We start from the raw sequence: 26833 nt of genomic DNA on the forward strand, positions 1-26833 counted from the left end.
TCATCCTGTTACTTTGAGCTGTTCTTCTGTTCGTGTTCTTCTTGTTGTTTTTGCACATGGTTGTGGTATTCATTCAATACTCGGAGGAAAACTTTCATGTCTTCTTCGGGAATGATCTCAGCAAAATCTGCATTTAATTTCTCTTCAAGAGGAAGAATTAAGCGGCATAGCTTAGCGCCTTCATCTGTAAGAAATAGTTCATACGCTCTGCGATCGGCTGGATTCGGTTTACGAACAACTAAACTTTTCTTTTCTAGCATGTCAATAATGCGTGTAGTCGTTGGTTGATCTTTATATGCTTTTGAGGCAATTTCGCGCTGATTCAAACCTTCGTGGGAGTAGATGTGAAATAAAACAGACCACTGCTCCGTTGTAATCTCGTATTCTTTCAAAAGTTGATTCATTAAATGAATAGAGCGTCTGTGAGCAACCCCTAGCATAAAACCAAGCGAATGTTCAAGTGAAAACTTATTCAACGTATTAGTTAACCCCTCTCTATTAAAATACTTGTTATACTAATATTATTAAATGTTTTTATTTGTGTCAAAGAATTTTATACGTTAAGCTATATGTGAATAAAATTCCAAATAATAGAAAAGAGGGATTCCCATGACGAGCAAGGACAAGCTGACTATGAAACGCGCTGAATATAAGGACATACCTAGGGTCGCCATTTTATTTGATGAGTATCGTCTATTCTATGGACAGGAGTCTGATCTAAAGCGTGCGGAAGTTTTTTTGAAGGAGAGAATGGATAAGGATCAATCTGTTATTTTTTATGCTGAGATGAAGGAAATAGCAGAGCCTGTTGGTTTTGTACAACTATATCCCTCCTTTTCGTCCATTTCTCTTCAGTCTCTGTGGATCTTAAATGATCTCTATGTAAGAGAAGAAGCTAGAAGATCGGGAACTGGGAGAGCTCTTCTTCAAGAAGCAGAACAATTGGCCCGCCGTACAGGGGCGAAAGGACTGACTTTGTCCACTTCAGCACATAATAGCGTAGCCCAGAAGTTATATGAGTCTGAAGGATACATACGAGATAACGAATTTTGGCATTATGATCTTCTTACAAAATAAAGATTGTATATCTGGGATTGATTGTAATCTAAAGAATCCTTATGGCATAATACAGCTACGGAACATAAGGGGGGATTCATGCTGCACTGGATTGCAATGCTTACCATGTTGATTGATCATATAGGTGCTATTTTTTATCAAGATCAAGGCATATTTCGGATCATTGGAAGGTTTGCATTTCCGATTTATGCGTTTTCGACATATCTTGGTTATAAATACACAAGTAATATGAAACGCTATACTTATCGTTTACTTCTACTGGCTATCATTTCGCAGATCCCATTCATGCTTGCTTTTCAGCATTATAATTTGAATGTGATCTGGACACTGTTGTCTTCGCTGCTTGTTCTTCAGCTGCTGGATAAGTCCCAAAGTGGAATCAGTAAAGTTCTGATCATTATGATCTGTGGTATTCTCATGGAATTATCCACGATGGACTATGGTATTTATGGTCTCTTCCTCGTCCTAATCTTTAGATACACGGAAGGTATGGTCATGGTCGGTGCTCATTTGATACTTAATATTGCAGATATGGTGGTATCTGAACTTCAAATTTGGAGCACGCTTGCGACGGTATATATTGCTTTCTTAATGTATAAGGGAGCTTCATTTCGCTCTACCGTTCCCCGCTGGCTATGGGTAAGTTTCTATCCGCTACATCTTGCTGTACTTGCGGTCATTCGAATGGTTTAACACGGAAACGAAAGCTTCCTATTATAATAGGCAATTTAGAGTACATATCTTGTGCTGTTTTTTCTATGGTGATATTCCTTCATTATTATGAATCGGTTACAATAGAACATAAGTTGGTCTATTCCACGAAGTGGTATGATGATTTGTTTTGCTAAACATAGATTGGGGTTGAGAATTTAGTGGAACTAAAAAAAGCAGCAGCAGAAAGAGCAGTGGATTTCGTTAAAGATGGAATGAAGGTAGGACTAGGTACAGGATCTACGGCCTATTGGGCTATTAAGCGTCTAGGCGAAAGAATTAAGGAAGAAGGACTGAATATTCAGACAGTAGCTACATCCAAAGCTTCTGAAGATCAGGCGAGGGAATTAGGAATTCCTCTCATTCCTTTTGCTGAGATGGGTAGACTTGACCTTACGATTGATGGTGCTGATGAAGTCGATGGCAGACTAAATCTGATCAAAGGTGGCGGCGGTGCGCTTCTGCGCGAGAAAATTGTTGCCACGAACAGCAGACGTCTCATCATTGTGGTGGATGAGAGCAAAGTTGTGCATACGCTCGGTAAATTCCCATTGCCTATTGAGATTGTTCCGTTTGCATTTGAATGGACATTTCAGGCACTTGATCAGCTTGGCTGCCGTCCACAGTGGCGCATGAACGGCGAAGAGAAATATGTGACGGATAACGGAAACTATATTGCAGACTGTCTGCTTGGACGCATCTCTAATGCAGAGGCACTTAATCAGAAATTGAATATGATTCCAGGTGTAGTTGATAATGGTCTGTTCGTCGATCTGGCTGATACCGTGGTAGTGTCACACAGTGACGGGTCAATTGAGCTCAAAAAAAGGTAACTTCTTTTTCAAAGAGAGGAAGATAAGTCATCGGACAAATTCTCCTGAAGCTAGATGATGTAATTCTACGCACCATAGAAGAACAAGATATCGATGATTTATATCAATTTATATATGGTGAAACAAATCCGGAATGGAAAAAGTGGGATGCACCATATTACCCCTTAGAGCGTGAGAGCCGGGAAGATTTTCGGGAAACCATTAATAAGGCAACTTCAAAGGAAGTACCTTCCTGGGTCATTATGGAAGTAAACGGTCAGATGATAGGGACTTTATCCTACTATATTGAAGATCCTCAGTCGATGTGGATAGAGACAGGAATCGTGATGTACCAAACAGCGGACTGGAACAAAGGGTGCGGTACAAAAGCCATGAAATGCTGGATTACTTACTTGTTTCAAGCTCTTCCTATTGTTCGTATAGGTCTTACTACATGGTCTGGAAATGTAAGAATGATGAGTGTGGGTACAAAGCTAGGGATGCAAGTAGAAGGCCGGATGCGGAAGTGCAGAATAGTAGACGGAATCTATTATGATTCGATCCGAATGGGGATGTTGAGAGAGGAATGGGAAGCACACCATTCATCCTAATGATTCACTCCATGATCCAAGTGTAAAGTGGAAACAATGGATATATTTATTGATAGAGGCTATTGGAGGCAAGGTTATGTCTAATTTACGCGATGAGAGAGATCTATCGCTTCAGTTGTTTGTGGTTCTTGCCAGAGCCTACAACTCTGTAACTGCAAGATCTAATCGAGACATTCAGAGTCATGGTTTAAATACGACAGAATTCGGAGTGCTTGATTTGTTATATCATAAGGGACCTCAACCGTTGCAAAAAATCGGGGAAAAGGTACTTATGTCAAGCGGGAATATTACTTATGTAGTGGACAAGCTGCAAAGCAAAAATTTGCTACTACGCAGAGCTTCCTTGGAAGATCGAAGGGTAATCTTTGCAGAACTGACGGACGAGGGAACTGCTTTTTTTGAGCGCATTTTCCCACAGCATCATGAAGTCATTAAAGAAGCAGAGCAAGGACTAACCGATGATGAGAAAATGGAAGCGATTCGTCTGCTGAAAAAGCTTGGATTATCGGCGAGTGGCCAGGTAAACGAATAGTTGAAATTCGTATGTTTAACCGACCTCAAAGAGGTCGGTTTTTTTTGAATGGAATTGCCATTTACTTGCATGTTGATTTATAGTATGTGACAATTAAACAATGGAAAGTGATGCAGATTGTTGGGAAAATGGAGGTTGATTTCATCTGGATTACTTACTAGGCTAGAACCTGATTTAGAGTTGAATTTTGGTGTAGCCTATTCCGAAAGAATAATACTGCTTCGTGTTTCATTATAGGCGATCTATTAGAGAGGAGGGATGATATGCCCTCAAAATTTAATGAACACGAGATAACAAAACTGAGAAATATCATTGCTGAGCTGAACAAGGAGATTATTAAGAGTAGAGAGCATGAACAGAGTGTACTTACTGAGTTTTCGAGTTTGAATAATGAGCTGGTTACTTTACAGAGAGAACTTGCCAAAAATAATTCGAGACTGAATGATGCCAAGAATCAGGAAGTTAAGGTCAGTGAAGCGAAAAGCGAATTTCTGACTTTGCTGAGTCATGAGTTTCGAACTCCTTTGAATGGAATTATAGGGATGACTGAGATTTTATTAATGTCATCGCTTACAGAGGAACAGCGGCAATCAGTTACTGTTATTCAGGAGTCGTCTCAACTTTTGCTCTATTTAATAAATGATATATTAGATCTATCAAAGCTTGAAGCGGGAGAAATGAAATTAAATCCTTCCGAGATGAATTTACGAACCATTTCGAAACATGTCAATATGCTTTTATCTGCAAAAGCTGATAAATCAGGTAATCAATTGTATACAGAGATTGATGACTCATTATCTGACACGTTAATTGGTGATACTACCAGGGTAACTCAAATACTAATGAATCTTGTTGGTAATGCCATCAAATTTACGCAGGGCGGATCAATCTATACTCGAATTCAGGTTTTATCTGAAAAGGATCATAAACAAAAGCTTCGTATCGAAGTTACAGATACTGGGATTGGTATTACGAAGGAAGATCAGTCTAGATTGTTTAGACCCTATGCCCAGACATCTGATGGACAACAGTCTAAGTATGGTGGAACCGGTCTTGGACTCTCCATTAGCAAATACTTTGTAAAACTTATGAATGGTCAGATTGGTGTCATTAGTGAGTATGGAGAAGGGGCTACTTTTTGGATTGAAGTGTCTTTTGAAATCAAGTCTAACGACGAGGCGATGATATCCACTACGAATGAATCGGAAATGAACCGTTTAACAGCGGTGACACTGGAGACAACGGACTGCATCCAGTGCCCCCCTCTTGAACATCCAATTCTTATAGCAGAGGATAATAGCATTAACCGTAAGGTTGTCCTTGTTCAGTTAGAGAAGATTGGAATTACAAATATAGATACGGTGGAGAATGGAGAAGAAGCTGTTGCCGCTTATCTTAGTAAACCATACTGCGTTATTCTGATGGATCATATGATGCCAAAGCTTGATGGACTGGAGGCAACAAAGAAAATCCGTCAGATTGAACGGGATGAAATGCGCTCACATATTCCAATTATCGCACTCACTGGGAATGTTACAGAGAGGCATCGTAAAGAATGTCTCGAGGCAGGGATGGACGATTATTTATCTAAGCCGATTCCTTTAGAAACACTGCGAGATATGATGCAGAGATGGCTTCCCGAATTGCAAGCTGATTCTATTCTAAATGAGGAAGTGATTACGGAGTTATTAAACCTGGGTGAGGAGAAGAAGGGGGGGTTATTAGAAACCTTGCTTGAAATGTATCAAGCGGATACGCCGAGTAAAATAGATCAATTGATTCATTATCTTACTAATAATCAATGCAATGAAGTAATCAAGACCGCACACGACTTGAAATCGAGCAGTCTTAGTCTAGGGATTGAACATCTCTCTTTGCTGCTTGGAAAGATAGAATCATCTGCAAGAATGGGTTGTCTTGAAGAACCTAAGCGAATGAAGGAACTGTTGGTACCTGCTTACGAGAAGGCTTGCAGGGAGATTAAGAACCTTCTGTCATCTATACATCAATAATTCAAAGTTTGTGAAAAAGGTATTCCTTTCGTAATTAGGATGCCTTTTTTCGTATGCTGAAAAACAGGTTTGCAGGTTAGGAAATCATGGACGGTTTAAGTACTATATATCAATAGATAGAGGAGAGAAATTGGATGTGGTTTTTACTTGTAATTCTTCTTATTATCGCAACCTTGCTTTGGGCGTCAGTCTCCTATTTCTATAAAGTGGCGATTAAAAGAGCACCTAAACCAATGATCATCAAGAATACGGAACAGGTGGCGGGAGATAAATTGGTTTCAACGAGTCCTGATTATTCCTGGATTAGAGCTCAATCACCTGAGCAAGTGGAGATCACTTCTTTTGACGGATTAAAACTTTGCGGCACCTGGATACCGGGAAAAGGAAAAGAGAACAAGATCGTTATTTTATCTCACGGGTATACAGGCCGCGGATATGAGATGGCGGGGTTCGCTCGTTTTTATGTAGAAGAGCTTGGCTTTCGTGTATTAATGCCAGATCATCGAGGTCATGGGGCTAGTGAAGGTGACTATATTGGTTTTGGTTGGCATGACCGGCTTGATTATATGAGATGGATAGATTTTGTGATTAAAAAGATGGGGGAGAACAGTGAAATCCTGCTGCATGGTATCTCGATGGGGGCTGCTTCCGTCCTCATGGCAAGCGGTGAGAAACTGCCCTCCCAAGTGAAAGGAATTATATCTGATTGCGGGTACACCTCTGTCAAAGATGAATTGTCTTACCAAATGAAGCAGATGTTCAAACTTCCTTCCTTTCCTTTCATTCCGCTGATCAGTCTATATACGAGATGGAAAGCCGGATATAGTTTTCGGGAGGCCTCTGCCTTAAAGCAAGTCAAACGAACACATCTGCCTATTTTATATATCCACGGGGGGGAAGATACCTTTGTTCCTACCTCAATGGCTCATGAGCTATACCGAGAAAGTGCCGGTGACAAATATTTGTATATCGTTCCTGAAGCTGCGCATGGTACTTCGTTTCTAGTAGAACCGGAAGGTTATAAACGTCATGTGAAAGATTTTGTAGCCCGTTATTTGGGACAAGGCACTGAAATAAGAACGGAAAAGTGGCTATAAAAGGGTTCGAAATGGGTAATGGTAGTTCATACACCAATTTTGAAAAGGAGATAGACCCATGGCTGAACAACAATTTAAAGAAGCACGTAAAATGGAGGAAACGTATCATCGTAATTTTTATAAAGAGCACGATCTCTATGAAGAAGGGACTTGGATGGCCGGCCCCATGCCGATTGTAATGGAGACGCTCGACCGTCTAATCGCATTTAAAGATCAACTTACGGTGTTGGATCTTGGAGCAGGCGCAGGCAGAAATACGATTGCGATAGCAGATAAATTGCGTGAAACGAATAGTAAAATCGTAGCAGTAGATCTACTAGAGGAAGCGATTGATAGCTTGAATGATCATGCTATAAAATATCAAGTCGATCACTTGATTACGGCGGAACAGGCAGACATTGAACATTACGAAATTGGGCTAAACCGGTATGATTATATCGCTGCCTGCTCTTGTCTTGAACATGTATCCTCTGAAGAAGCACTGCATCAGGTGCTTGACCGAATGCAGGCAGGTACAAAATTAGGTGGAATACACCTCATTACCATGAGTACGGGGGTTGAGGAAGTGAAACTTTCGAATCTTGAACCAATCAAACCACTGATCGAACTAAATTTACCTACGCAATATGCTGAAGATTTATTAACTCATCGTTATCAAGACGACTGGGATATTTTATTCACGGAGCGAGTCACACAGGCTATTCCTGAAGAAAAGTATGATGAGCCTACTGAATTCCGCTGTCAGTTACTCCGGTTTGCTGCTAGAAAAAGAAAATAGCTAAAAACAACAGGCTCATGAAGTCTGTTGTTTTTTTATTATGAATAAAATTGCAAACATTTGATTGTAGCTGTAGTAAGTTCGCTCTATAATTAAGATATGTGAATCTGTGAAGTGTCATTACAGATTAAATATCATAGAAGAAAAGGAGATTATCACATTTGACATATGAAGAACGTTTGCGAGATATAATGAATCAGCCCCAAATTATCGATGACCTTAAGCGGGTTCGCGAACTTGGCTTACCGCAGGCATGTATAGCGGCTGGTTATGTAAGGAACCGAGTGTGGGATGAACTGCACGAATATAAAGATGCTACTCCGCTAAATGATATTGCTGTTATTTATTATGATCCTGAGCAATTAGATGAATGGAACGATAGTCAGTATGAGAAGCAGTTACGATCGGGACAGATTGGACGAAACTGGCAGGTCAAAAACCAAGCTAGAATGCATGAATATAATATGGACCCTCCTTATCAATCTGTAGAAGATGCGATGAGGTACTGGCCTGAGACAGCAACTGCGGTTGCGATTCGTCTGAATGATCAAGATGAGCTGGAGATCATAGCTCCATTTGGTTTGTCTGATCTGTTCGAGATGAATGTGAAAAAAAGTCCATATTTCCGAAATGCCGGGCTGTATAGACAAAGAGTATTTGAAAAGGAATGGCTTGATCATTGGCCTTTGTTGTTGATGATGGATTCATAGCTTATAGATCTTGAAAACATAGAGATAGAGAGAAATACGATACGATAATAGAGAATATCTATTATGCTACTCATTTTATAAGGGGAAAAACGGGGGAAATAAAGTATGCCTTGGCCAATGGTACATTTAACGGTTGCCCATCTGGTTCAACAAGGACGTCCATCACCATCTTTTGTTCTAGGCAACATCGCACCCAATGCGGTTCTTACAAGACGGAATATGAATGATCAGATGAAATGGAATGCTCATCTCTGTAAGGTGGAAGGGATTTTGCCACGGGTAAGAGAAATCCAGCAATTTCATGTAGCACATACGAATATTCATCTTGGCGAAGACTACAGACAGTTTCTAATGGGGTATGCTGCGCATATATACGTCGATTTGAGATGGGCCGAAACCGTATATAAAGGGATGGAGAATCTAGCACAGAGCATTTTTCTGTACCGATGGCATATGCAGTTTCGCTCATTTCAATCACTATATAACCGGGACGTCACACAACTGGAATACATACTCATGGATACGCATCCAGAAACGAAGCAATTACTCGAATTACTTGAATCGGCACCGGCTGCAGCTATGGGCGAACTCGTCTCGCCTCAAGAAGTAGATGATTATCGGTATACTATACTTCGTAAATTGGAAGAACCGATTAAACCTAGCTCCTTACGGCTGATGGATATTGAACGGGTAGAACGTTTTATTCAAGAAACAGCGGAAGAATTACGTTTTTTGTTACCTTCCTGGACAGCGTCTAGTTCATCTCCCGATTCGATCGAAGAGGCTTATAGTAATAATCCATATAATGGTTGAACATAAAAAGTTAGTGCGCGATAGCATAAGAGACTTGAAATATTCATGTAAAAGCCCTAAAGTACGTATAGTAAATGCGCATGAATAGGAGGATATACATTGTTTATTTCTTTACAAGATCGTTTGGAAGATCCTATAGTACAGGAACTTATTGAATACGCTACCCTTCCAGAGCTGGAATATGTACTTGCAGCCCTGAAGGAATATAAGGAACAAGATTCTATGACGTTGTACGGTTTCGAGGATGAAGAACAGCTAGTTGCTCTCATCGGAATCGAGAAACATAATCAAGAAGTACAAATTAAGCATCTCGCTGTTCTGCCTGAGAATCGTCTGAAGGGTTATGGACGCGGCATTATCTCTGAAATGATTAGTAGTGTAAAGCCTGAAGTTGTTACTGCAGAAACGGACGAAGAAGCAGTAGATTTTTACCGGAATATTGGCTTTATTGTCTATAGTCTGGGTGAAAAATACCCTGGGGTTGAACGTTTCCGCTGTGTGTTTGAAATAGAAGAAGAGGAATAATTCATCCTAAGATGAGGACAGCAAGACTTACGTATCATCCATAACGGTACTAATAGAAGGAGTATATGCATTTGCCTACCACGGTGTATCGAATTATCGGTTTACTTCTCGGACTTGCAGTTCCCTTTGTTTTTCTTTGGCTGAAAATTAGTTTTCTGTTGTTGTTTTTGCTCATCGTTTATGCGGAGCATCACAAAGTTAAAGTTCCGCTGAGCGGAACCTACTTTATCGCAGGGATGTTGATAGGTAGTATTATTACCTTTGTTACCTAATAAAAGAGACATATATGATTCTGAAAAAGGTGGTTTCACCTCTTCAGAAATATATGTCTTTTTTTTTATGAAAAAGGGAGGGGAAAGATAACTTGCCGTGCCGTCTGCTTCCGTAATCACATATGTTGTATTATCACTATCCTTGCCTTATTCTTCTGAAATCGATGAAGTCATAGAGAAAGGAGGAGTAGAAATGGTGTACCGTTATCTTGCACTTGGCGATTCACTTACGGTAGGTATCGGTGCTTTATTTGGAAGCGGATTTGTTCCACTCTATCAAAAAAGACTGGAGTATCATTTACACAGTGCTGTTCTTGTAAGTAACCAAGGGATCAATGGACTCACCTCCCAAAGACTTCTATCCATGGTAAAATACAATCAGTACTTACGGAATCTCATTGTACATGCAGATATTATTACGATCTCCATTGGCGGGAATGATTTGATTCAGGCAGCTCGTTCAACGAGGTGGAATTTAAGTTCTCCATTATTCATCCAGACTTTGGACGTATGTGAGCACAACATGAAAGAGATGCTTTCACAGATCCATTCCTTAAAAAAGGAGTCTGAAAATTATTTTATTCGGCTCGTCGGACTTTATAATCCGTTACCTAAGAATGAAGCTGCCTATCATTGGGTGAAACAATATAATGACTTTCTTACAAGCCTAGATAGTAATAAAATAGCAACGGCCCAGCTTCTCTATGCTTTTCAGGGAAGGGAAAGGGAATTGCTATTTTTCGATAAGGTCCACCCAAGCAGTAAGGGATATCGGGTTATCGAATCGCAGCTGGACCGTATAGGCTATGCTCCGCTGTTACAGCTGGAGAAGCCCCATACATTACGCAAAAAAAAGAAATAAGAATAGGAAGGGTGCAAGCAAAAGCCAGCTTGTATCCTCTACGTTTCGGTTAGGAGAACACTTCACTATAGACGAAGGAGCAACCGTGTATGCAAATATCGAACAGGCCCTCTATCACAAAAGAAGAAGAATTACAGGTTCGCCGTATGCTTATGAATTATTTTGAGGCTTCAATAGTAACAGAACCTGAGGATTGTATGATTTGGCGGTTAACAGGAGGAATGAACAACTCTACGTACTTGATTCACCTGAAAGGGAAGCGATATGTACTACGTAAGTACAATAGTCACCAGGATAAAGACAAGGTGAAGTATGAACATGCCATTTTAAATAGCCTTACAATACATAAACAAGAGTTTGTTTACCCGCAGCTGGTACAGACATTGGAAGATACGACATTCACTCATCACGAAGGAAAAATTGGAGCCTTATTTAATTATCAAGAAGGTAGTAATGCGGTACGAATGGGGCCGAGTCAATACTTGCAATTGGGACAAAAAGTAGGCCAGGTTACACTTGCATTGTCTCGGATAACGGTTCCTTTAGCGCCTGTATATCCACCTTACTACAGATTGGATCTAGCTTATCCGGAAATTCCGCTAGCGGAGTTCATTCGCTTTCTACAGCAACCAGACCCGTCTCTTCTAACCTTACGTCAAGAAACCAAGGAAATAGCGGAAGAGATTGAACAGCTGTTCATCAAGATTAGCGGGGGACTCGAAGATCTTCCTCATCAACTCGTACATGGAGATCTGAATGCTTCCAATATCTTAGTAAATGAAGAAGGGGATATAACCACGATCCTTGATTTCGAGTTTGCTACTTGGGATCTTCGTGTGATGGAACTGGCTGTTCCTCTTTCAGATCTCGTCACTGGCATGATTTTGGATGAGAACTATACATCAGAAGCAGAAGAGATGATGTGGAACAACCTTAATGCGCTGATAAGCGGCTATGTTACCGAAGTTTCTCTACAGCAAGAAGAGAAAGACATGATTCCGTCTCTTGTACTTCTTCGCAGAGTAGATGTGGCTATGCACTTTTTGACTCGCTATCGCCAAGGAATTGATACAGTAGATATAGCTAGAGATCAGCTGCAGAAGTTGATGAGCTGTGTAAGATGGCTTAAGTTAAATCAGGTTAGATTGAATCAATTGTTCTAGAAAAAAGAGCTGTCTTCTTCGGTTGAAATAGAAGAAGACAGCTCTTTAATATACTTATAATAATTTCCGGAAAAAACTGCGGACAGCCCAGCGGCGTTCTTGCCGTTTTTTATACTTAGGCAGTGAACGGTATACGTCAATGGATTGACGGTAGGCTTCTTTTGAATCATCCTTACGACCGAGCTTTCCGTAGACAAGTCCAAGGTAATAGAAAGATTCACTTGAGGAAGACTGGATGTCTTGAAATTTCTCTACGTATTGAAGTGCCTTAGCTTGATCCTTATCCTTGTATGCAGAAGCAAGACGGAGGTAAGGTTGACCGTATTTTACTTTTGGGTTCAGTTTAGTAGCGTGCAGCGTATGTTGTTCCCCTTGTTCAAGCTGCCCTTGATGAATCTCTGTAGTTCCGACCATATCCCAATATTCTGCAGAGTGATCATAAGAAGACTCAATCGATACCAGTATCTGCTGAGCTTCCCTGTACTTTTTGCGTTCAATCAGGAGTCTCGCTAAGTCAAATTTGGAAGTAACGTCATTTGGATTCAGCGCAATTTGTTGACGATTTTTGGAGATGCTTCGCATCCGCTTAAAAGGTTTTGTGATGCTTGGAAATACACCGACAAAACGTCGATCAAGAAGATAAAAAATAAGAAACAGTACGATAATTGCAATAAAAGGATTGCCAATGATATAGAAAATCAGCCCAAATAATAAAAACTTACTCATATACTTCCCCCTGAAAAATAATCATGTGATCTAATCATATCGAACTTATGGCATTACGAACAGCTAAAATATATTTCGATTGATCGAGTGGATTTACACCCCGTTTTTTTCACTTAACACGAACATCTTTGGGACACTTTTCCATTATTATATCATACGTGATCGTGACAGATTCTCCAAAAGTTTAGTAAGATGAAGTGAATACCGTAGAGAAGGGGTACAATCATGACAGAGAAAATCAGACAGCAAATCGAGTTTATACGAGAAATTGATAAATTGAAGCACGTACTTCGTAGATCCTATCTAATGAATCAAGAAAGACGCGAGAATGATGCTGAACACAGTTGGCATATTGCGGTTATGGCCTTGTTGTTGAAAGAACATAGTCATGAGGATTTAGATATGACAAAAGTGCTGCACCTGCTTCTAATTCATGATTTGGTAGAAATCGACGCAGGGGATACGTTCGCTTACGATGTCAAAGGATATGAAGACAAATGGGAAAGAGAACTTGCGGCGGCAAAACGAATATATGGGCTGCTTCCAGCGGAACAAAAAGAGGAATGGATGAACCTGTGGTTAGAATTTGAAGAAGGCCTGACGAAAGAGGCGCAGTATGCGGCGGCGATGGATCGTCTGCAGCCGGTCCTTCACAATTTTTATACCGAAGGCAAAGCATGGAGAGCCAATCAGGTATCCGCTGTGTCTGTTAGAAAAAGGCTGGCGGTATTAAAAGAGGTTTCCCCTGCCCTAGATACATATGCTAATGAACTGATTGACGAAGCGGTAGAGAAGGGTTACCTGTTACCGTGAGACAAATTCAGTACGTTAGAAGGAAGGATTCTCTTGAAATAAGAGGTATCCTTCCTTTTTATTAGATATTAACTTTAAGGAAACAAATAGAACGTTTAGCGCATTAGTCTTCGATAGGAGGAAGGAGTCATCCCGGTATGTTTCTTAAACAATCGGTAAAAATGCGGAAGACTTTCAAACCCGCTGGCTTCTGATATGGCTACCATTGTATCATCGGTACGCAGCAGTTTTTCTTTCGAGAGAATGATGCGTCTTGCTGCAACATAATCGGTGAGTGTCATCCCCGTATGCTGTTTAAAAGCTCGGCTAAAGTGAGCAGTAGAGATGGAAGCATCATGGGCAAGTTCAGAGAGAGACACAGGCTGATGAAGGTGTTCGTCTAACCTTTTAAGGGCTTGCGCCATCCAGATCGGCCCCGACAACGTTGTTTTTTCAGGTTTTACAGCTTCCATCATCCGCATCAGGGAAATCAGCATTAGCTGTAACAACAAGAGGGTGGCATAGGTCCTCAAATGCTCTTGACTTACGGTTTCGGTGTAAATCTGTTCAATCCATCGTTCAAATTCATCCATTTGTTTGTGGTTTAATACTTGGATATAATTACGCGACTTCCGAGACCTTTCGAAAAACTGCTGAATGGATGCCGCTTCTCCTCCCATACCTTGAAAGACAGCAGGGCTGATATAAAAAGCCGAAGACGTCAGCGGATTATCAGCATCTTGAAAGGTACGATGAAGTGTATTGCCAGGAATAATGATAAGACTTCTTGCTTTAATATCGACGATAGAATGATCAATTAACATTTTTCCTTCTCCTTGATGTACACATATCAGTTCATGCCAGTCATGAAAATGGTCAGGAAGTTCATGTTCAGGAAGTTTGGTTTCATGATATAACATGCGAAAAGGAAGATCGATTGCTGCTTTTAGACGCCCAACCACGGGTGCCTCCAGCTCATATTTCATAGCTATTCCCTCCTTCTACATACAACATCATCTAAGAGTATATTTTAAGCAAAAATAGCAATTTATGTTCTTTCAGATGATGATACAATGAACAACATAAGGATACAACCACTAATAATAGAGGTGAAGAGTGTGACGGTAAAAAAGGATTATCCAAGACTAAGTTTACAGAACAGTAACAGTCACCTACATTCAGTTCATTCCGAGATCAAGCAGCTCCCTGTGAAAGTTCTTCAGATCGGCGAAGGGAATTTTTTGCGGGGGTTTGCCGATTGGATGATTTATGAAAGCGCTGTTAAAGGTGCGTTTAAGGGTACAGTAGCCGTAACCCAGCCTAGACGGAAAGGTAGAGAGAAACTGCTGACTATAAGGGAACAAGACGGTCTGTATACGCTGCTGACAAGAGGTATTGTTAATGGGACGGCCGTTGAGAAGGCATCCATCATTCCTATTTTGTCTCGTACAATCGACCCTTATGAAGAATGGCAAGATTTTTTACAGCTTGCGGTGAGCCCTGAACTGGATATTATCATCTCAAATACGACAGAAGCAGGTTTAACCTACCTGGAGACGAGATATGAAGAGGGTGTACCAATCGATTCTTTTCCCGGTAAACTTACGGTGTTTTTACATGAACGCTATACTCACTACTCAGGAAGCAAAGAGAGCGGGTTACTTATTTTGCCTTGCGAACTTGTCGATCGAAATGGAGATGTTCTCAAAAAATACGTGCTGCAGCATAGTATTGATTTTGGTTTTTCAGATTCGTTTCGGGACTGGGTTCAGCAGGACAATCGGTTTCTGAATAATTTGGTAGATCGGATCGTCACGGGTGCCCCTTCAGAGGAAGAGGCGGCTGTACTCACAGAGCGTTTCGGATATGAAGATAAGTTAATGACATTAGCTGAGCCTTACCATCTGTGGGCGATTGAGGGTGAACCGGAACTGGATGACAGGTTTCCGCTTGTACAAGCCGGACTCAATATCCACTGGACCACAGATCTAAAGCCGTTTCAGCTTCGGAAGGTACGCCTCTTGAATGGTTCTCATACCCTGATGACCCCGATTGCCATACTAAAGGGCCAGACATTTGTGCGTGAGACGATGGAAGACAGCGAGCTTGGTGCTTTTGTAAGAGAAGCAGCGGAAAAAGAAATTATTCCTGCTCTTGATCTGCCAGAGGAGGAAATGCAAAGTTATATCAAAGAAGTGTGGGATCGTTTCCTGAATCCTTATATCAATCATAAACTGACAGATATTATGCTTGGCTCTATCTCTAAATTCAAAGTAAGACTGCTTCCTACCATGCTTGAAAGTATCAACCGAAACGGAGTTCTGCCGGAGCGAATCGTCACTTCTTTTAGTGCACTGCTTCGTTTATATAGGGCGGAACAAACTGAGAGTGGATATGTGTCGAGCACTTTTGGCGGAGAGAAAGTAATTCTGCGGGATGAGGAGCGGCTGCTTGCATCCTTGGCTCAGTATTGGTCCAAATATAGCGGGGCTAATATGAATGAGGTCGTTGCTGAGATTTTGGCAGATGAACACATTTGGGGGCAGAACCTTAATTTGATCTCCGGACTGCGGGATCAAGTGGCAGAGAATCTGAACAAGTGGGAAAAGGAGGAGCGAGCATAATGAATACGTATGAATCTTCTGTAACGGATTGGACTCGGCTTCATCCGAATGATGATGTGCTCATTGCACTCCGTAATCTAAACTCAGGTGAACAGATTGAGGTTGCCAGCGGACAACATATCATCTTGAAAGAGAATGTCCCCAAAGGTCACAAGTTTGCAATACGGACTATCCAAGCAGGCGAACATATTATGAAATATGGCTATTCCATAGGGATAGCTAAGGAACAGATTGAGACAGGGAAATGGCTTCATACTCACAATGTCAGCACAGGGCTAAGTGGTCTTGTTGACTACGAATATGTGAAAACCCCAACCCTAAAACCGGCCCTTGCACCTGCACATCTTCGTACTTTTCAGGGTTACAGACGAAGTAGCGGCCAGGTAGGAATCCGTAACGAAATTTGGATTATTAATACGGTTGGATGTATCAACAAAGTATGTGAGGCACTGGCGAAAATGGGGAATACGGCTTTTCAGGGCCGTGTGGACGGGGTCTATCATTTTGCTCATCCGTTCGGCTGTTCACAGCTTGGCGATGATCTAAAATACACCCAGCAGCTGCTTGCGTCCCTTGTCTCTCATCCAAATGCCGGTGGTGTACTAGTGATTGGCCTAGGCTGTGAGAATAATCAGATTGAGGAATTCAAGACGTTTATTCCAGATGAGGATCAAGCGAGGGTGCGGTTCTTAAAAGCACAGGAAATTGATGATGAGATGGCCGAAGGGCTGCGCTTATTAGAAGAACTGACGGAGCTTGCTGAGAAGCAGGAGCGTGAACCTGTTCCTATATCTGAACTTACCATTGGACTTAAATGCGGCGGGTCAGATGGATTCTCGGGAATCACAGCTAACCCTCTAGTAGGGGTTGTATCCGATAAGCTGGTTGCAGCTGGCGGTACAGCAATTCTTACCGAAGTCCCGGAGATGTTTGGAGCGGAAACAATTCTGATGAACAGAGCTCGCAGTGAAGGCGTTTATGAAGAGCTTGTGAACTTAATCAACAATTTCAAACAATATTATGTGAACCATGGACAGAATATTTATGAGAATCCCTCACCGGGTAATAAGGAGGGGGGAATCACTACCTTGGAAGAAAAATCTCTGGGCTGTACACAAAAAGGCGGACATTCAGAGGTAGTAGATGTGGTTGCTTATGGGAAAAAGGTAACGCAAAAAGGGCTCAATATTGTGGAGGCTCCTGGTAACGATCTGGTATCCGTAACTGCGCTGTCAGCTGCAGGCGCGCATATTGTTCTATTTACGACTGGACGAGGAACTCCTTTTGGCGGACCGGTTCCTACTGTCAAAATTGCTACCAATTCTGATCTTGCTAATCGCAAAAAGCACTGGATCGACTTTAATGCGGGTCAGTTGCTCGAAGGAAAAGCAATGGACGATCTTGCAGATGAACTTCTGGCAGAACTGATTGAAATTGCTTCAGGGAATAAAGTGACGAACAGCGAACGTTATGGTTTCCGCGAGATTGCGATTTTTAAAGATGGAGTCATCTTATAGATGTAAAATCATTATGTAAATGAAGACCAGTAGAGATAGAGCATATCTCTACTGGTCTTTTTAGTGGTTCTTTTAAATGATTCCATAGCTAGCGAGTGTCTTAAGTCGCTCCATCGTGAGATGTCCCCGCCATTCTGCTTCGGATGCTACACTTAGCGCAGGCCAAGAGATTGGCCAGCCCCCGTCTTCTTGTTGCGAAGCCAAAAGATGTTCTAGATGCTGCTGGGTAATTTCCTTCGGTATAAAGTGAGCCGCATAGCTGTCTGAACGAGGCGCCCAGTCCAGCACTTTTTGTACATAACCGGTTGCTTCTGGATCCAGTTCGATGACACCAGGCTGCTCTAGCAAATGATCGAGTTTTTGTTTAAGTCGAATGGATCGATCGCTCTCATCCTGAGTTTCGAGAAAATGTATCGCTTGTATAAGATCGTGATATCCTTTAAGTTCAGCGTTTTCAAGAGAAGACCAAACAAAATCTTCAGCCTTTTTGAACCAGCTCTCCCTAAGGAATGGATGCCAATCCTTACATTTATATAGTAGTCCAATAATAGAGCCTGATGGATTAAGAGAAGCCGTATCATCTTTTTCCGTTGTCCACCAGGGTGCATGGGGATAATCGTTTACGTTTTTGAAAGAATAGGGCCATCCACCAGTTTTGGCATTCGCATGTTTTTGCAGGAAAAACCCGAGTCCTGTAAGGATACGTTCAGGATAAAAGTGAACTTCATCCAGTAAATGAAGCGCAAACTCAGCACCTTGGGGTTGACTGTAAGGACTGCGAATATCGGGTTCTAGTGCATGCCCAAAACCGCCATCCTGATTTTGATAAGCGGCAAGCGCTTGTACCACGGATTCTGCAGATCTTTGTCCTGTCGCATATTCGAAACGGTAACGATCCAGCAAGCGAGCATGGGTATACATGAAATGATGAGCTTTTTTCACAACCGGATGAGACACATCTAGTAATGGATATGTTGTCATAGTTTGAATCACTCCTTTAGTGCTTGATCGTATCCTCTTCTGTATTCCTCGTGTTCCTCTATTTCCCTGCAAAATGGTAAGGGAAATAGAAAATTCCCGCACCCTCTGCTTATGCAGATTGTACGGGAATAAGTATCTAGAAACGATGTGTGAAAGCACATGGAGAGAACTATTTAACTTGCAGAATTTGTACACCACGTCCTTCAATTTGGATGGTTCCCTTATGAGCAGTACCTGTCAGAAGATCCTCAACCTGAACATCACCTAGATCATAGGAACAAGCTTCCTTATTGAAGTTGAGCACAAACAGATAAGAGATTCCGTCTTTTACACGGCGGCTGACTTCAACGCCATCAGGTGTAACTAGCGTCTGTTCAATACCTTTATCGGCTGCTATTTTGTCAACCAGGCCGTCAAGGAAGCTGATTTCTGGATCAGAAGCGACGTAGTATGCTTCACCACTACCAAATACATTACGGGTCAAGGATGGCATGCCTTGATAGAAATCTTCACCATACTCAGCAATCACTTCCGCACCCTCGGTATGGAGTAGATCACAGAGTAGACCGCATTCATATTCGCCCGAAAGTTTGCCATATGCGTTTTTTACAATCATTTTGTTCTTCTGGTCCGGGAACAGTGCATCGATTTCTTCTACCCAGATACCGAGAAGGCCCCGAAGTTCTCCAGGGTATCCTCCCACAGTGACAAGGTCATTCTCATTAACCACCCCGCTGAAGAACGTAGTAACAAAGGTCCCGCCGTTTTTCGTGAATGTCTCCAGTTTATTAGCGAATCCGGGTTTCACCATGTAGAGCACGGGTGCTACAACAACCTCATAGGAAGAAAGATCAGTATCGACACTGATCATATCAACTTGGATATTACGACGATAGAAGGCAGCATAGTACTTATGAATTTGTTCTACATAATTTAGGGCTACCGAAGGACCGCTTGATTTCTCGATTGCCCACCAGTTCTCCCAATCAAACAGAATCGCTACTTTGGATTCTATACGAGAGTCTAGCGTCCGCTCTCCGAGTTTCGCGAGTTCTTGGCCTAGCTGAGTTACTTCACGGAATACTCGGGTATTTTCATGGCCCACATGTTCAATGACCGCACCATGGTATTTCTCGCAAGCTCCGATGGATCTGCGAAGCTGGAAGAACATCACGGTATCTGCTCCATGGGCAACCGTCTGATAGCTTTGCAGACGCATTACGCCAGGACGTTTTAAAGAGTTGTAGGGCTGCCAGTTTTGCTGGCTTGGAGTCTGCTCCATCAGCATGAACGGCATGCCGTCTTTTAGACCTCTCATTAGGTCATTTGCCATCGCTGTTTCACTAGGAGGAGTGGTGAGACTCGGGTAGCTGTCCCAAGATACGATGTCCATATGTTTCGCCCATTTGAAATAATCAAGCTGTTTGAAGAATCCCATCAAGTTCGTAGTTACCACAGAATCCGGTATGTATCTCTTAATTGCATCATACTCCATTTTGTAGCAAGCGAGCATGCTATCCGAATTAAAACGAGAGTAATCAAGGGAAATCCCTTGGAAATTGGTTCTGCGCTCACCCCATTCTTCACTGAGATTGCTTGGTAGTACGATCTCATCCCAGTCATAGAATGTATGTCCCCAAAAAGCAGTGTTCCAGGCTTTATTCAGGGTATCCAGATTCTGATAACGTTGTTTTAACCATACACGAAAAGCACGTTCGCAGTTGTCACAGTAACACTCACCGCCATATTCATTGGAAACATGCCATACAAGTACTGCAGGATGATCTTGATAACGTTCCGCAAGCTTGCTTGCAATCCGTTCGGAGTACAAACGATAGGTCGGGCTATTTGGACAGGAGTTGTGACGGCCGCCAAACTTTCGTTTTCTACCATCTCTATCTACACGGAGTACATCTGGATATTTAGTAGCCATCCATGCCGGATGAGCGCCGGTACTTGTTGCTAGACAGACATAGACACCGCTTTCATAGAGGCTGTCGATCAGTTCATCGAGCCACTCAAAATTATATGTGATTTCATCAGGCTGGTTTTTAGCCCATGAGAATACATTAATCGTTGCGATATCGATACCTGCTATTTTGAACATACGAAGATCTTCTTGATGAGTTGCCTCGTCCCATTGTTCTGGATTGTAGTCGCCGCCGTAAAATATTTTAGGAAGTTTAGAACTAATCAATGGATTCACCTCTTGTATAAGAATAAGTCCATGATATATCATGAGATATATTTTTAAAATATAAGAATTGTAGAGACGTATATAATAATATGGAACTAAACAAGAGGTGAAGTTATGCTGCTTACTCCAGAACATCAGCGTTTTTTTATGACGAGCAGAGAACAACCGCTGCCATTATATATCGAAAGTATTGGAGCGAATTTGAATCAAGAATCGATCGTGCGTTCCGCAGGATATCCTTGCTACCACTGGCTGCAGACCATGGAAGGGGAGGGGGAGTTTACTTTCGCCGGAAAAACGTATCGACTTCTCCCGGGAACCGGTGTACTTGTGGCCCCAGGTGAACCGCATGAGTACAAAAGAAAAGGGGCAGATAGGCTATGGTCTACTCTATACATTACGTTTAGCGGTCCGCAGACGAGTGCTATTCTAGCAACGCTTGAACTTGAACCATCGGCATGTTACCAGTGGGCCCCTTCTTCAGAGCTCCAGTTCTTCGGACAACAAGTTCTTGGATCAATCGGCAGCGATCGGGATTTAACCGGTCTTGAAGCATCTGGTGATCTATACCGTTTTCTATTACTACTTAAAAAATATGGAACGACGGGAAATTCACCTTCGTTGTCTCACTCCCTTGAACGGCTTGCTCCGCTGCTTCAGTTTATGGAAGAAAAATTGAGTGATCCGAGTGTTGGTTTGTCGGAAATGGCAGCTGTACTTTCGGTTAGTCCCCGATACGTCAATACCCTCTTCAAACAATCTTTTGGAGAGACCGCTTATGGATATTTCATCCTGAAACGAATCCGCAGAGCGAAAGAAATTCTCACATCACGTCCAGATATGACGGTTAAGGAAACGGCGGAAGCTGTCGGCTTCCGGGATGCAAGTCATTTTGTAGCTACGTTTCGTAAGATCGAAGGTGTAACACCAGAACATTTTCGTAAATTGTACTGATAAGTAAAACAATTTCATAATACCTTTCGTTGCTTTAATCGGGAATATATATAGATCAAAATGGTTCTTTAGGATTGATGAAAACGGTTTTATGTAGGATGATGGGAGTTAGATAGACGAGGAACATCACTTGAGATGAAGAAAGAAGGGGAAAGAATGTCTAAACTATTCATTTGGCCTGGTCAGCCTCCTTATGCAGCAGAAGGATATGAAGCAGATCGACCAACACTGAGAGCATACCCAGCGGAAGGAGCCAAAAGCGCTGTTATTGTCTGCCCAGGCGGCGGATACTGCCATTTAGCGGATCATGAAGGAGAGCCCGTAGCAAAGTGGCTGAATGAAGCGGGCATTTCGGCATTTGTATTAAAATATCGGATCTTTCCGCACAGAGAACCTGCACCTCTCGCTGATGCAAGACGGGCGATACAATATGTGAGAGCCCATGCACAGGAATATGGGATTGATAAAAATCGGATTGCTATGCTGGGATTCTCGGCTGGAGGACATTTGACTGCGAATGCGGGAACTTCGTGGGTTCCTGGTGAAGAAGATCCGAAAGATCCTGTAGCTTCGGAGAGTTCAAAGCTAGATGCAATGATTCTCTGCTATCCTGTGATTACGATGGAGGATTACGGTCATTTTGGTTCAAGAGAGGCATTGCTTGGTAAAGCCGCTTCGAGCGATCTCATTCAAAAATATAGCAACGAAAAGCAAGTATGCAAGGAAACACCCCCTGCTTTTATTTGGCACACGTATGAAGATGAGGCAGTCCCTGTTCAGAACAGCCTAGCTATGTCTATGGCGTTAAGTGAATCAAGAGTTCCACATGAGCTTCATGTATTTGAAGAAGGACGGCATGGAATCGGACTGGCTGAGGAATTTGAAGAAACAACAGGAAAGTGGAAGGAACTATGTATTACCTGGCTTCGGAAGCAGGGATGGTAGAGAGGGCTAAGATGATGAGAAGGCCTACGGATATAAAACTGTAAATTGAGGACAGGTTTGTAATGATCAGAGATATTTACTGATTACGGAAGAGCTTGATGATGGTTAGATGGTAATCCTGCGTTTAAGTAGAGTGAATCGCGTGTATTAACATGGATAGATACATCAGCCAAAGTGTTATAGCGATTAGCGAAGGAGTGTTTAACATGACAGAACTTGAACTTGTACTAGATGCAAAAGCGAAGCTTGGAGAAGGTCCCAGCTGGGATGCGGAAGCGGGCCGTCTATTTTGGGTAGATATTGAAGGTTTTGGGCTGCATGCTTATGATCCGCAGACGGGTGAGGATACCGTTTATGATATCGGACAACATATCGGGGCTGTTGTACCATACGAGAAAGAACGCGTTATCGTTGCGCTACGAGAGGGGTATCATGTGTATAACCTCAATACAGGAGAACTTGAGCTTATTCATGATCCCGAAGAGAGCCGTAAGGATAACCGATTTAACGATGGAAAATGTGACCCAGCAGGTCGTTTTTGGGCAGGCACGATGAGTCTTGAAGGAAAAGACAAGCAAGGTGCTCTTTATTGTCTAGAAGACGGAGAAGTAAGCACCGTATTTACCGAAGTTTCCACCTCTAATGGTCTAGGCTGGAGTCCTGACCATAAAACCATGTATTACATTGATACACCTACAGGCAAGGTAGATAGGCTTGATTATGATGAGAAGACAGGCGAGTTGTCTAATCGCAGAACAGCTGTGGATTTTCCTGAAAATGTTGGTTTCCCTGATGGCATGACCGTAGATGCAGAAGGGATGATCTGGATCGCACATTGGGGAGGATCACAAGTAAGCCGCTGGAATCCGGATACAGGAAAGATGCTGTCACGCATTGAAATCCCTGCGGAGCAAGTGACCTGTTGCTGCTTTGGGGGTCAAGATCTGGACGAGCTATATATTACTACAGCGCGAAATGGACTAAGCGCCGAACAACTCAAAAAAACGCCGCACGCGGGTGGACTGTTTCGAATCAAACCGGGTGTAAAAGGAATGCCGACTTTCCGTTATAAACAAAAATTATTTCGAATTTATGATGAATCATTATAATTCACCGAGTAGCCCTAATAAGACACGGTAGAGATCGTATATACGATCCTTTCTCCGCGTCTTTTTATTTTGGTTAATAGGCATAGTTATCGAGATATATGTAACTTTTTCTTTGCTAAATTGTTTATAGAGTAAATCAATTTCATAACTCATTAAAACGATAAATTTGTGACAAATAGAAACGTTTTGATCTATATAGTCCTGATTACATTACAGCAACTAAAGGTATTATGAAATTGATTCAGAGTAATAAATAAAATGTGAACGAGGGTAAATGTGACTATATTCTTGCAAAGGGGATACTGCGATGAATGACGACCATTTCCAAGATCAGAACCAATTTTCTAAACCCATCGATCCATATAGTGCTAAAGCAAACTTTGATTTGAAGGAAGAGGAGCTACATAAAACTGGTGTTCCATCATTATGGCGTGAAGTTTCTAATTTGCTGATTATCGTCGGAATCATTGCAGGCGTAATTCTCTTATCTCGAATTTTTTAGTTATAGAATTCGAAATAAGAGATATAGTTTAAAAACAAAAAACAAAAAACAAAAAACAAAACACACAAGAAACCACAGATTGGATAACCATTCTGTGGTTTCTTGTGTGATTATATATATTAATTGCGGATGAGGTAATCAAATGCTCCGAGTGAAGCAGTTGCACCTGATCCCATGGAGATAATGATTTGTTTGTAGGCACTGTCTGTGCAGTCGCCGGCAGCAAATACACCAGGAAGGCTTGTTGCTCCGCGTTTATCTACAACGATTTCACCCATTCTCGTACGCTCAATCGTATCGCCTAACCAATCTGTATTCGGAACAAGACCGATTTGAACAAATACGCCTTGAAGTTCGATATGTTGAACAGTTCCTGTATCACGTTCAATGTAGGAAATACCATTTACTTTATCCGTACCTGTAATTTCCTTCGTTTGAACATTTTTAAGCACAGTAACGTTTGGCAGGCTGTAAAGACGCTCTTGAAGAACAGAGTCTGCTTTTAGCTCAGGCATAAACTCAAGCACAGTTACATGTTTTACGATACCAGCAAGGTCAATGGCAGCTTCAATACCAGAATTACCGCCGCCGATAACAGCAACATGTTTCCCTTCGAATAATGGACCGTCGCAGTGAGGGCAGTAAGCTACACCTTTGTTTTTAAACTCGGCTTCACCAGGTACGCCAACATTACGCCATCTAGCACCAGTAGAGAGGATCACTGTTTTACTCTTAACAACAGCACCGTTTTCGAGCTCGATCTCGATAAGATCTTTTTTCTCCAGACGTTTTGCACGCTGCAGGTTCATTAGATCAATATCGTACTCTTTTACGTGTTCTTCTAGGCTTGCAGCCAGTTTAGGACCTTCTGTATGTTTCACACTGATAAAGTTTTCGATACCAAGTGTGTCCATAATTTGTCCACCGAAACGTTCTGCAATAATACCTGTACGAATCCCTTTACGTGCAGCATAAATAGCAGCACTAGCACCTGCTGGTCCGCCGCCGACAACGAGTACATCGTATGGTTCTTTATTGCTAAATTCGGATGCATCCGGAGTGCTTCCTACTTTAGCAAGAATTTCTTCCAGGGTCATACGACCGCTTCCGAATGATTCTCCATTCAAGAAAACAGTTGGGACAGCCATGATGTCTTTGCTCTCCACTTCTTCCTTAAATGCAGCACCATCAATCATCGTATGTGTGATGTTTGGATTCAGTATGCTCATTAGGTTTAACGCTTGAACGACATCAGGACAGTTGTGGCAAGACAAGCTGATGTAAGATTCAAAATGAAGTTCATCTTGAATGCTTTTCACTTGATCAATTACCTTTTGATCTACTTTTGGAGGTCTGCCGCTTACTTGAAGCAACGCAAGTACCAGGGAAGTAAATTCATGTCCTAAAGGAATTCCAGCAAAAACAACACCAGTCTCTTCAAAGACACGGTTTACGCTGAAGCTTGGTGTTCTTTCTAATTGCGCATTTTCAACTTTAATTCTGGAGGACATCGTAGCAAGCTCGTCCACTAGGGAGAGCATGTCACGGGAGACTTCATCGTCCCCCGCACATACTTTAAGTACTACGTCGCCTTCCAGAAGCTGAAGATATTGTTCTAATTGAGCTTTAATATCTGCTTCTAGTATCATAATGACGCACTCCTTAGATTTTGCCTACAAGATCAAGGCTTGGTTTCAGTGTTGCACTTCCTTCTTGCCATTTCGCCGGGCAAACTTCACCTGGGTTGTTACGTACATATTGTGCTGCTTTGATTTTGTTAACAAGTGTACTTGCGTCACGGCCGATACCGCCTGCATTAATTTCAACGGTTTGGATAACACCATCTGGATCGATGATGAAAGTACCGCGGTCAGCAAGACCAGCTTCTTCGTCCAGTACATCAAAGATACGGGAAATCTTTTGGGAAGGATCGCCGATCATAATGTATTCGATTTTACCGATAGCTTCGGAATGATCGTGCCAAGCTTTATGTGTAAAGTGAGTATCTGTAGATACAGAGTATACTTCTACGCCAAGTTCTTTGAGTGTAGCATATTGATTTTGAAGATCTTCCAGTTCAGTTGGGCATACGAAAGTGAAGTCAGCTGGATAGAAGCATACTACGCTCCATTGACCTTTAAAGTTTTGTTCAGAAACCTCGATAAATTCACCTTTTTGAAAAGCATTTGCTTTAAATTCTTGTACTTCTTTTCCGATTAGAGACATATTCATGTTCCTCCTAAAGTGTTGTGTATGTTATTACAGAATTTAATACTTAACTAGTATTGAAATAAAATTCAAAACTAATTAAATAATAATAATTCTAATCTGATAATTATTATCATATAACCTTATCATTCTGTCAAGAATAATTCTCAATTAGATTTAAATTTATTTCATAGACTGTTTTTTTAAAAGATTCTGCTCAAAATCACAGATGTGTTATTTCATTAAAGGGACATCTGCGAAGATGAATGTCTTCATCTATAAGCTTACAGAGAAAAGAATCAT

28 protein-coding genes are annotated in these 26833 nt (G+C 41.8%); 21 read left to right on the plus strand and 7 right to left on the minus strand.

Going from position 1 to position 26833, the window contains the following annotated elements; genetic code table 11:
- Positions 1 to 8 precede the first annotated feature (8 nt).
- Positions 9 to 476, minus strand: coding sequence for a MarR family winged helix-turn-helix transcriptional regulator (locus H9647_RS03555; protein ID WP_225229016.1), 468 nt, complete (start codon positions 474 to 476; stop codon positions 9 to 11).
- A gap of 133 nt (positions 477 to 609) precedes the next feature.
- On the opposite strand from H9647_RS03555, the gene H9647_RS03560 reads away from it, so the two are divergent.
- The 14 genes from H9647_RS03560 to H9647_RS03625 all read left to right on the plus strand — a co-directional run bounded on the left by H9647_RS03560 (position 610) and on the right by H9647_RS03625 (position 11975).
- Positions 610 to 1077, plus strand: a complete 468-nt coding sequence (locus H9647_RS03560; RefSeq protein ID WP_191798225.1) for a GNAT family N-acetyltransferase — start codon at positions 610 to 612, stop codon at positions 1075 to 1077.
- A 78-nt stretch (positions 1078 to 1155) separates the two neighbouring features.
- Positions 1156 to 1770, plus strand: a complete 615-nt coding sequence (locus H9647_RS03565; RefSeq protein WP_225229017.1) for a TraX family protein — start codon at positions 1156 to 1158, stop codon at positions 1768 to 1770.
- Between the two features lie 179 nt (positions 1771 to 1949).
- Complete coding sequence (gene rpiA / locus H9647_RS03570) at positions 1950 to 2621, plus strand: ribose-5-phosphate isomerase RpiA (RefSeq protein WP_191798227.1); 672 nt, start codon at positions 1950 to 1952, stop codon at positions 2619 to 2621.
- A gap of 62 nt (positions 2622 to 2683) precedes the next feature.
- Entirely contained in the window at positions 2684 to 3211 is a 528-nt protein-coding gene (locus H9647_RS03575; RefSeq protein ID WP_318245260.1) for a GNAT family N-acetyltransferase, read from the plus strand.
- Positions 3212 to 3287: 76 nt separating this feature from the next.
- On the plus strand, positions 3288 to 3743 hold the full coding sequence (locus H9647_RS03580) for a MarR family winged helix-turn-helix transcriptional regulator (protein WP_191798229.1): 456 nt from the start codon (positions 3288 to 3290) through the stop codon (positions 3741 to 3743).
- Between the two features lie 263 nt (positions 3744 to 4006).
- Entirely contained in the window at positions 4007 to 5755 is a 1749-nt protein-coding gene (locus tag H9647_RS03585) for an ATP-binding protein (protein WP_191798231.1), read from the plus strand.
- A gap of 134 nt (positions 5756 to 5889) precedes the next feature.
- Positions 5890 to 6852, plus strand: coding sequence for an alpha/beta hydrolase (locus tag H9647_RS03590; protein ID WP_191798233.1), 963 nt, complete (start codon positions 5890 to 5892; stop codon positions 6850 to 6852).
- A 58-nt stretch (positions 6853 to 6910) separates the two neighbouring features.
- Positions 6911 to 7630: a class I SAM-dependent methyltransferase gene (locus H9647_RS03595; protein ID WP_191798235.1), complete on the plus strand. Its 720-nt coding sequence runs from the start codon at positions 6911 to 6913 to the stop codon at positions 7628 to 7630.
- Between the two features lie 191 nt (positions 7631 to 7821).
- Entirely contained in the window at positions 7822 to 8340 is a 519-nt protein-coding gene (locus H9647_RS03600; protein ID WP_191798645.1) for a nucleotidyltransferase family protein, read from the plus strand.
- 105 nt (positions 8341 to 8445) lie between these two features.
- Complete coding sequence (locus H9647_RS03605) at positions 8446 to 9153, plus strand: hypothetical protein (protein WP_191798237.1); 708 nt, start codon at positions 8446 to 8448, stop codon at positions 9151 to 9153.
- Positions 9154 to 9252: 99 nt separating this feature from the next.
- Complete coding sequence (locus tag H9647_RS03610) at positions 9253 to 9678, plus strand: GNAT family N-acetyltransferase (RefSeq protein ID WP_191798239.1); 426 nt, start codon at positions 9253 to 9255, stop codon at positions 9676 to 9678.
- Positions 9679 to 9749: 71 nt separating this feature from the next.
- On the plus strand, positions 9750 to 9950 hold the full coding sequence (locus tag H9647_RS03615) for a hypothetical protein (protein ID WP_191798241.1): 201 nt from the start codon (positions 9750 to 9752) through the stop codon (positions 9948 to 9950).
- A 193-nt stretch (positions 9951 to 10143) separates the two neighbouring features.
- Positions 10144 to 10812 carry a GDSL-type esterase/lipase family protein gene (locus tag H9647_RS03620; RefSeq protein ID WP_191798243.1) on the plus strand — a complete coding sequence of 223 codons (669 nt, stop codon included), beginning with the start codon at positions 10144 to 10146 and terminating at the stop codon, positions 10810 to 10812.
- An 89-nt stretch (positions 10813 to 10901) separates the two neighbouring features.
- Positions 10902 to 11975: a phosphotransferase enzyme family protein gene (locus H9647_RS03625; protein WP_191798245.1), complete on the plus strand. Its 1074-nt coding sequence runs from the start codon at positions 10902 to 10904 to the stop codon at positions 11973 to 11975.
- A gap of 54 nt (positions 11976 to 12029) precedes the next feature.
- Here H9647_RS03625 and H9647_RS03630 read toward each other — a convergent pair whose 3' ends face one another.
- The gene (locus H9647_RS03630; RefSeq protein ID WP_191798247.1) at positions 12030 to 12701 is read right to left on the minus strand and encodes a tetratricopeptide repeat protein; all 672 of its coding nucleotides are present in this window, start codon (positions 12699 to 12701) and stop codon (positions 12030 to 12032) included.
- A 225-nt stretch (positions 12702 to 12926) separates the two neighbouring features.
- Between H9647_RS03630 and H9647_RS03635 the strand changes: the two genes are divergently transcribed.
- On the plus strand, positions 12927 to 13514 hold the full coding sequence (locus tag H9647_RS03635) for an HD domain-containing protein (protein ID WP_191798249.1): 588 nt from the start codon (positions 12927 to 12929) through the stop codon (positions 13512 to 13514).
- Positions 13515 to 13609: 95 nt separating this feature from the next.
- Here H9647_RS03635 and H9647_RS03640 read toward each other — a convergent pair whose 3' ends face one another.
- Positions 13610 to 14479, minus strand: a complete 870-nt coding sequence (locus H9647_RS03640) for an AraC family transcriptional regulator (RefSeq protein WP_191798251.1) — start codon at positions 14477 to 14479, stop codon at positions 13610 to 13612.
- A 132-nt stretch (positions 14480 to 14611) separates the two neighbouring features.
- Between H9647_RS03640 and H9647_RS03645 the strand changes: the two genes are divergently transcribed.
- Positions 14612 to 16117, plus strand: coding sequence for a tagaturonate reductase (locus H9647_RS03645; RefSeq protein ID WP_191798253.1), 1506 nt, complete (start codon positions 14612 to 14614; stop codon positions 16115 to 16117).
- Entirely contained in the window at positions 16117 to 17634 is a 1518-nt protein-coding gene (locus H9647_RS03650) for a UxaA family hydrolase (protein ID WP_191798256.1), read from the plus strand. The genes H9647_RS03645 and H9647_RS03650 overlap by 1 nt, the downstream gene beginning before the upstream one ends.
- Positions 17635 to 17706: 72 nt before the next feature.
- Here the strand turns inward: H9647_RS03650 and H9647_RS03655 are convergent, their stop codons facing one another.
- Both H9647_RS03655 and H9647_RS03660 read right to left on the minus strand, forming a co-directional pair.
- Positions 17707 to 18615, minus strand: a complete 909-nt coding sequence (locus H9647_RS03655; protein ID WP_191798258.1) for a hypothetical protein — start codon at positions 18613 to 18615, stop codon at positions 17707 to 17709.
- A 169-nt stretch (positions 18616 to 18784) separates the two neighbouring features.
- On the minus strand, positions 18785 to 20812 hold the full coding sequence (locus H9647_RS03660) for a beta-galactosidase (protein WP_191798260.1): 2028 nt from the start codon (positions 20810 to 20812) through the stop codon (positions 18785 to 18787).
- Between the two features lie 114 nt (positions 20813 to 20926).
- On the opposite strand from H9647_RS03660, the gene H9647_RS03665 reads away from it, so the two are divergent.
- The 4 genes from H9647_RS03665 to H9647_RS03680 all read left to right on the plus strand — a co-directional run bounded on the left by H9647_RS03665 (position 20927) and on the right by H9647_RS03680 (position 24322).
- On the plus strand, positions 20927 to 21766 hold the full coding sequence (locus tag H9647_RS03665; RefSeq protein WP_191798262.1) for an AraC family transcriptional regulator: 840 nt from the start codon (positions 20927 to 20929) through the stop codon (positions 21764 to 21766).
- A 156-nt stretch (positions 21767 to 21922) separates the two neighbouring features.
- Positions 21923 to 22711, plus strand: a complete 789-nt coding sequence (locus tag H9647_RS03670; RefSeq protein WP_191798264.1) for an alpha/beta hydrolase — start codon at positions 21923 to 21925, stop codon at positions 22709 to 22711.
- Between the two features lie 206 nt (positions 22712 to 22917).
- Positions 22918 to 23820, plus strand: a complete 903-nt coding sequence (locus H9647_RS03675; RefSeq protein ID WP_191798267.1) for an SMP-30/gluconolactonase/LRE family protein — start codon at positions 22918 to 22920, stop codon at positions 23818 to 23820.
- A 307-nt stretch (positions 23821 to 24127) separates the two neighbouring features.
- Complete coding sequence (locus tag H9647_RS03680) at positions 24128 to 24322, plus strand: hypothetical protein (protein WP_191798269.1); 195 nt, start codon at positions 24128 to 24130, stop codon at positions 24320 to 24322.
- Between the two features lie 119 nt (positions 24323 to 24441).
- Here the strand turns inward: H9647_RS03680 and ahpF are convergent, their stop codons facing one another.
- Positions 24442 to 25971, minus strand: coding sequence for an alkyl hydroperoxide reductase subunit F (gene ahpF / locus H9647_RS03685; RefSeq protein WP_191798270.1), 1530 nt, complete (start codon positions 25969 to 25971; stop codon positions 24442 to 24444).
- 13 nt (positions 25972 to 25984) lie between these two features.
- Positions 25985 to 26548 carry an alkyl hydroperoxide reductase subunit C gene (gene ahpC / locus H9647_RS03690; RefSeq protein ID WP_191798273.1) on the minus strand — a complete coding sequence of 188 codons (564 nt, stop codon included), beginning with the start codon at positions 26546 to 26548 and terminating at the stop codon, positions 25985 to 25987.
- Positions 26549 to 26833: the final 285 nt, after the last annotated feature.

The organism is Paenibacillus gallinarum (assembly GCF_014836635.1).
Taxonomy (GTDB): Bacteria; Bacillota; Bacilli; order Paenibacillales; family Paenibacillaceae; genus Paenibacillus; species Paenibacillus gallinarum.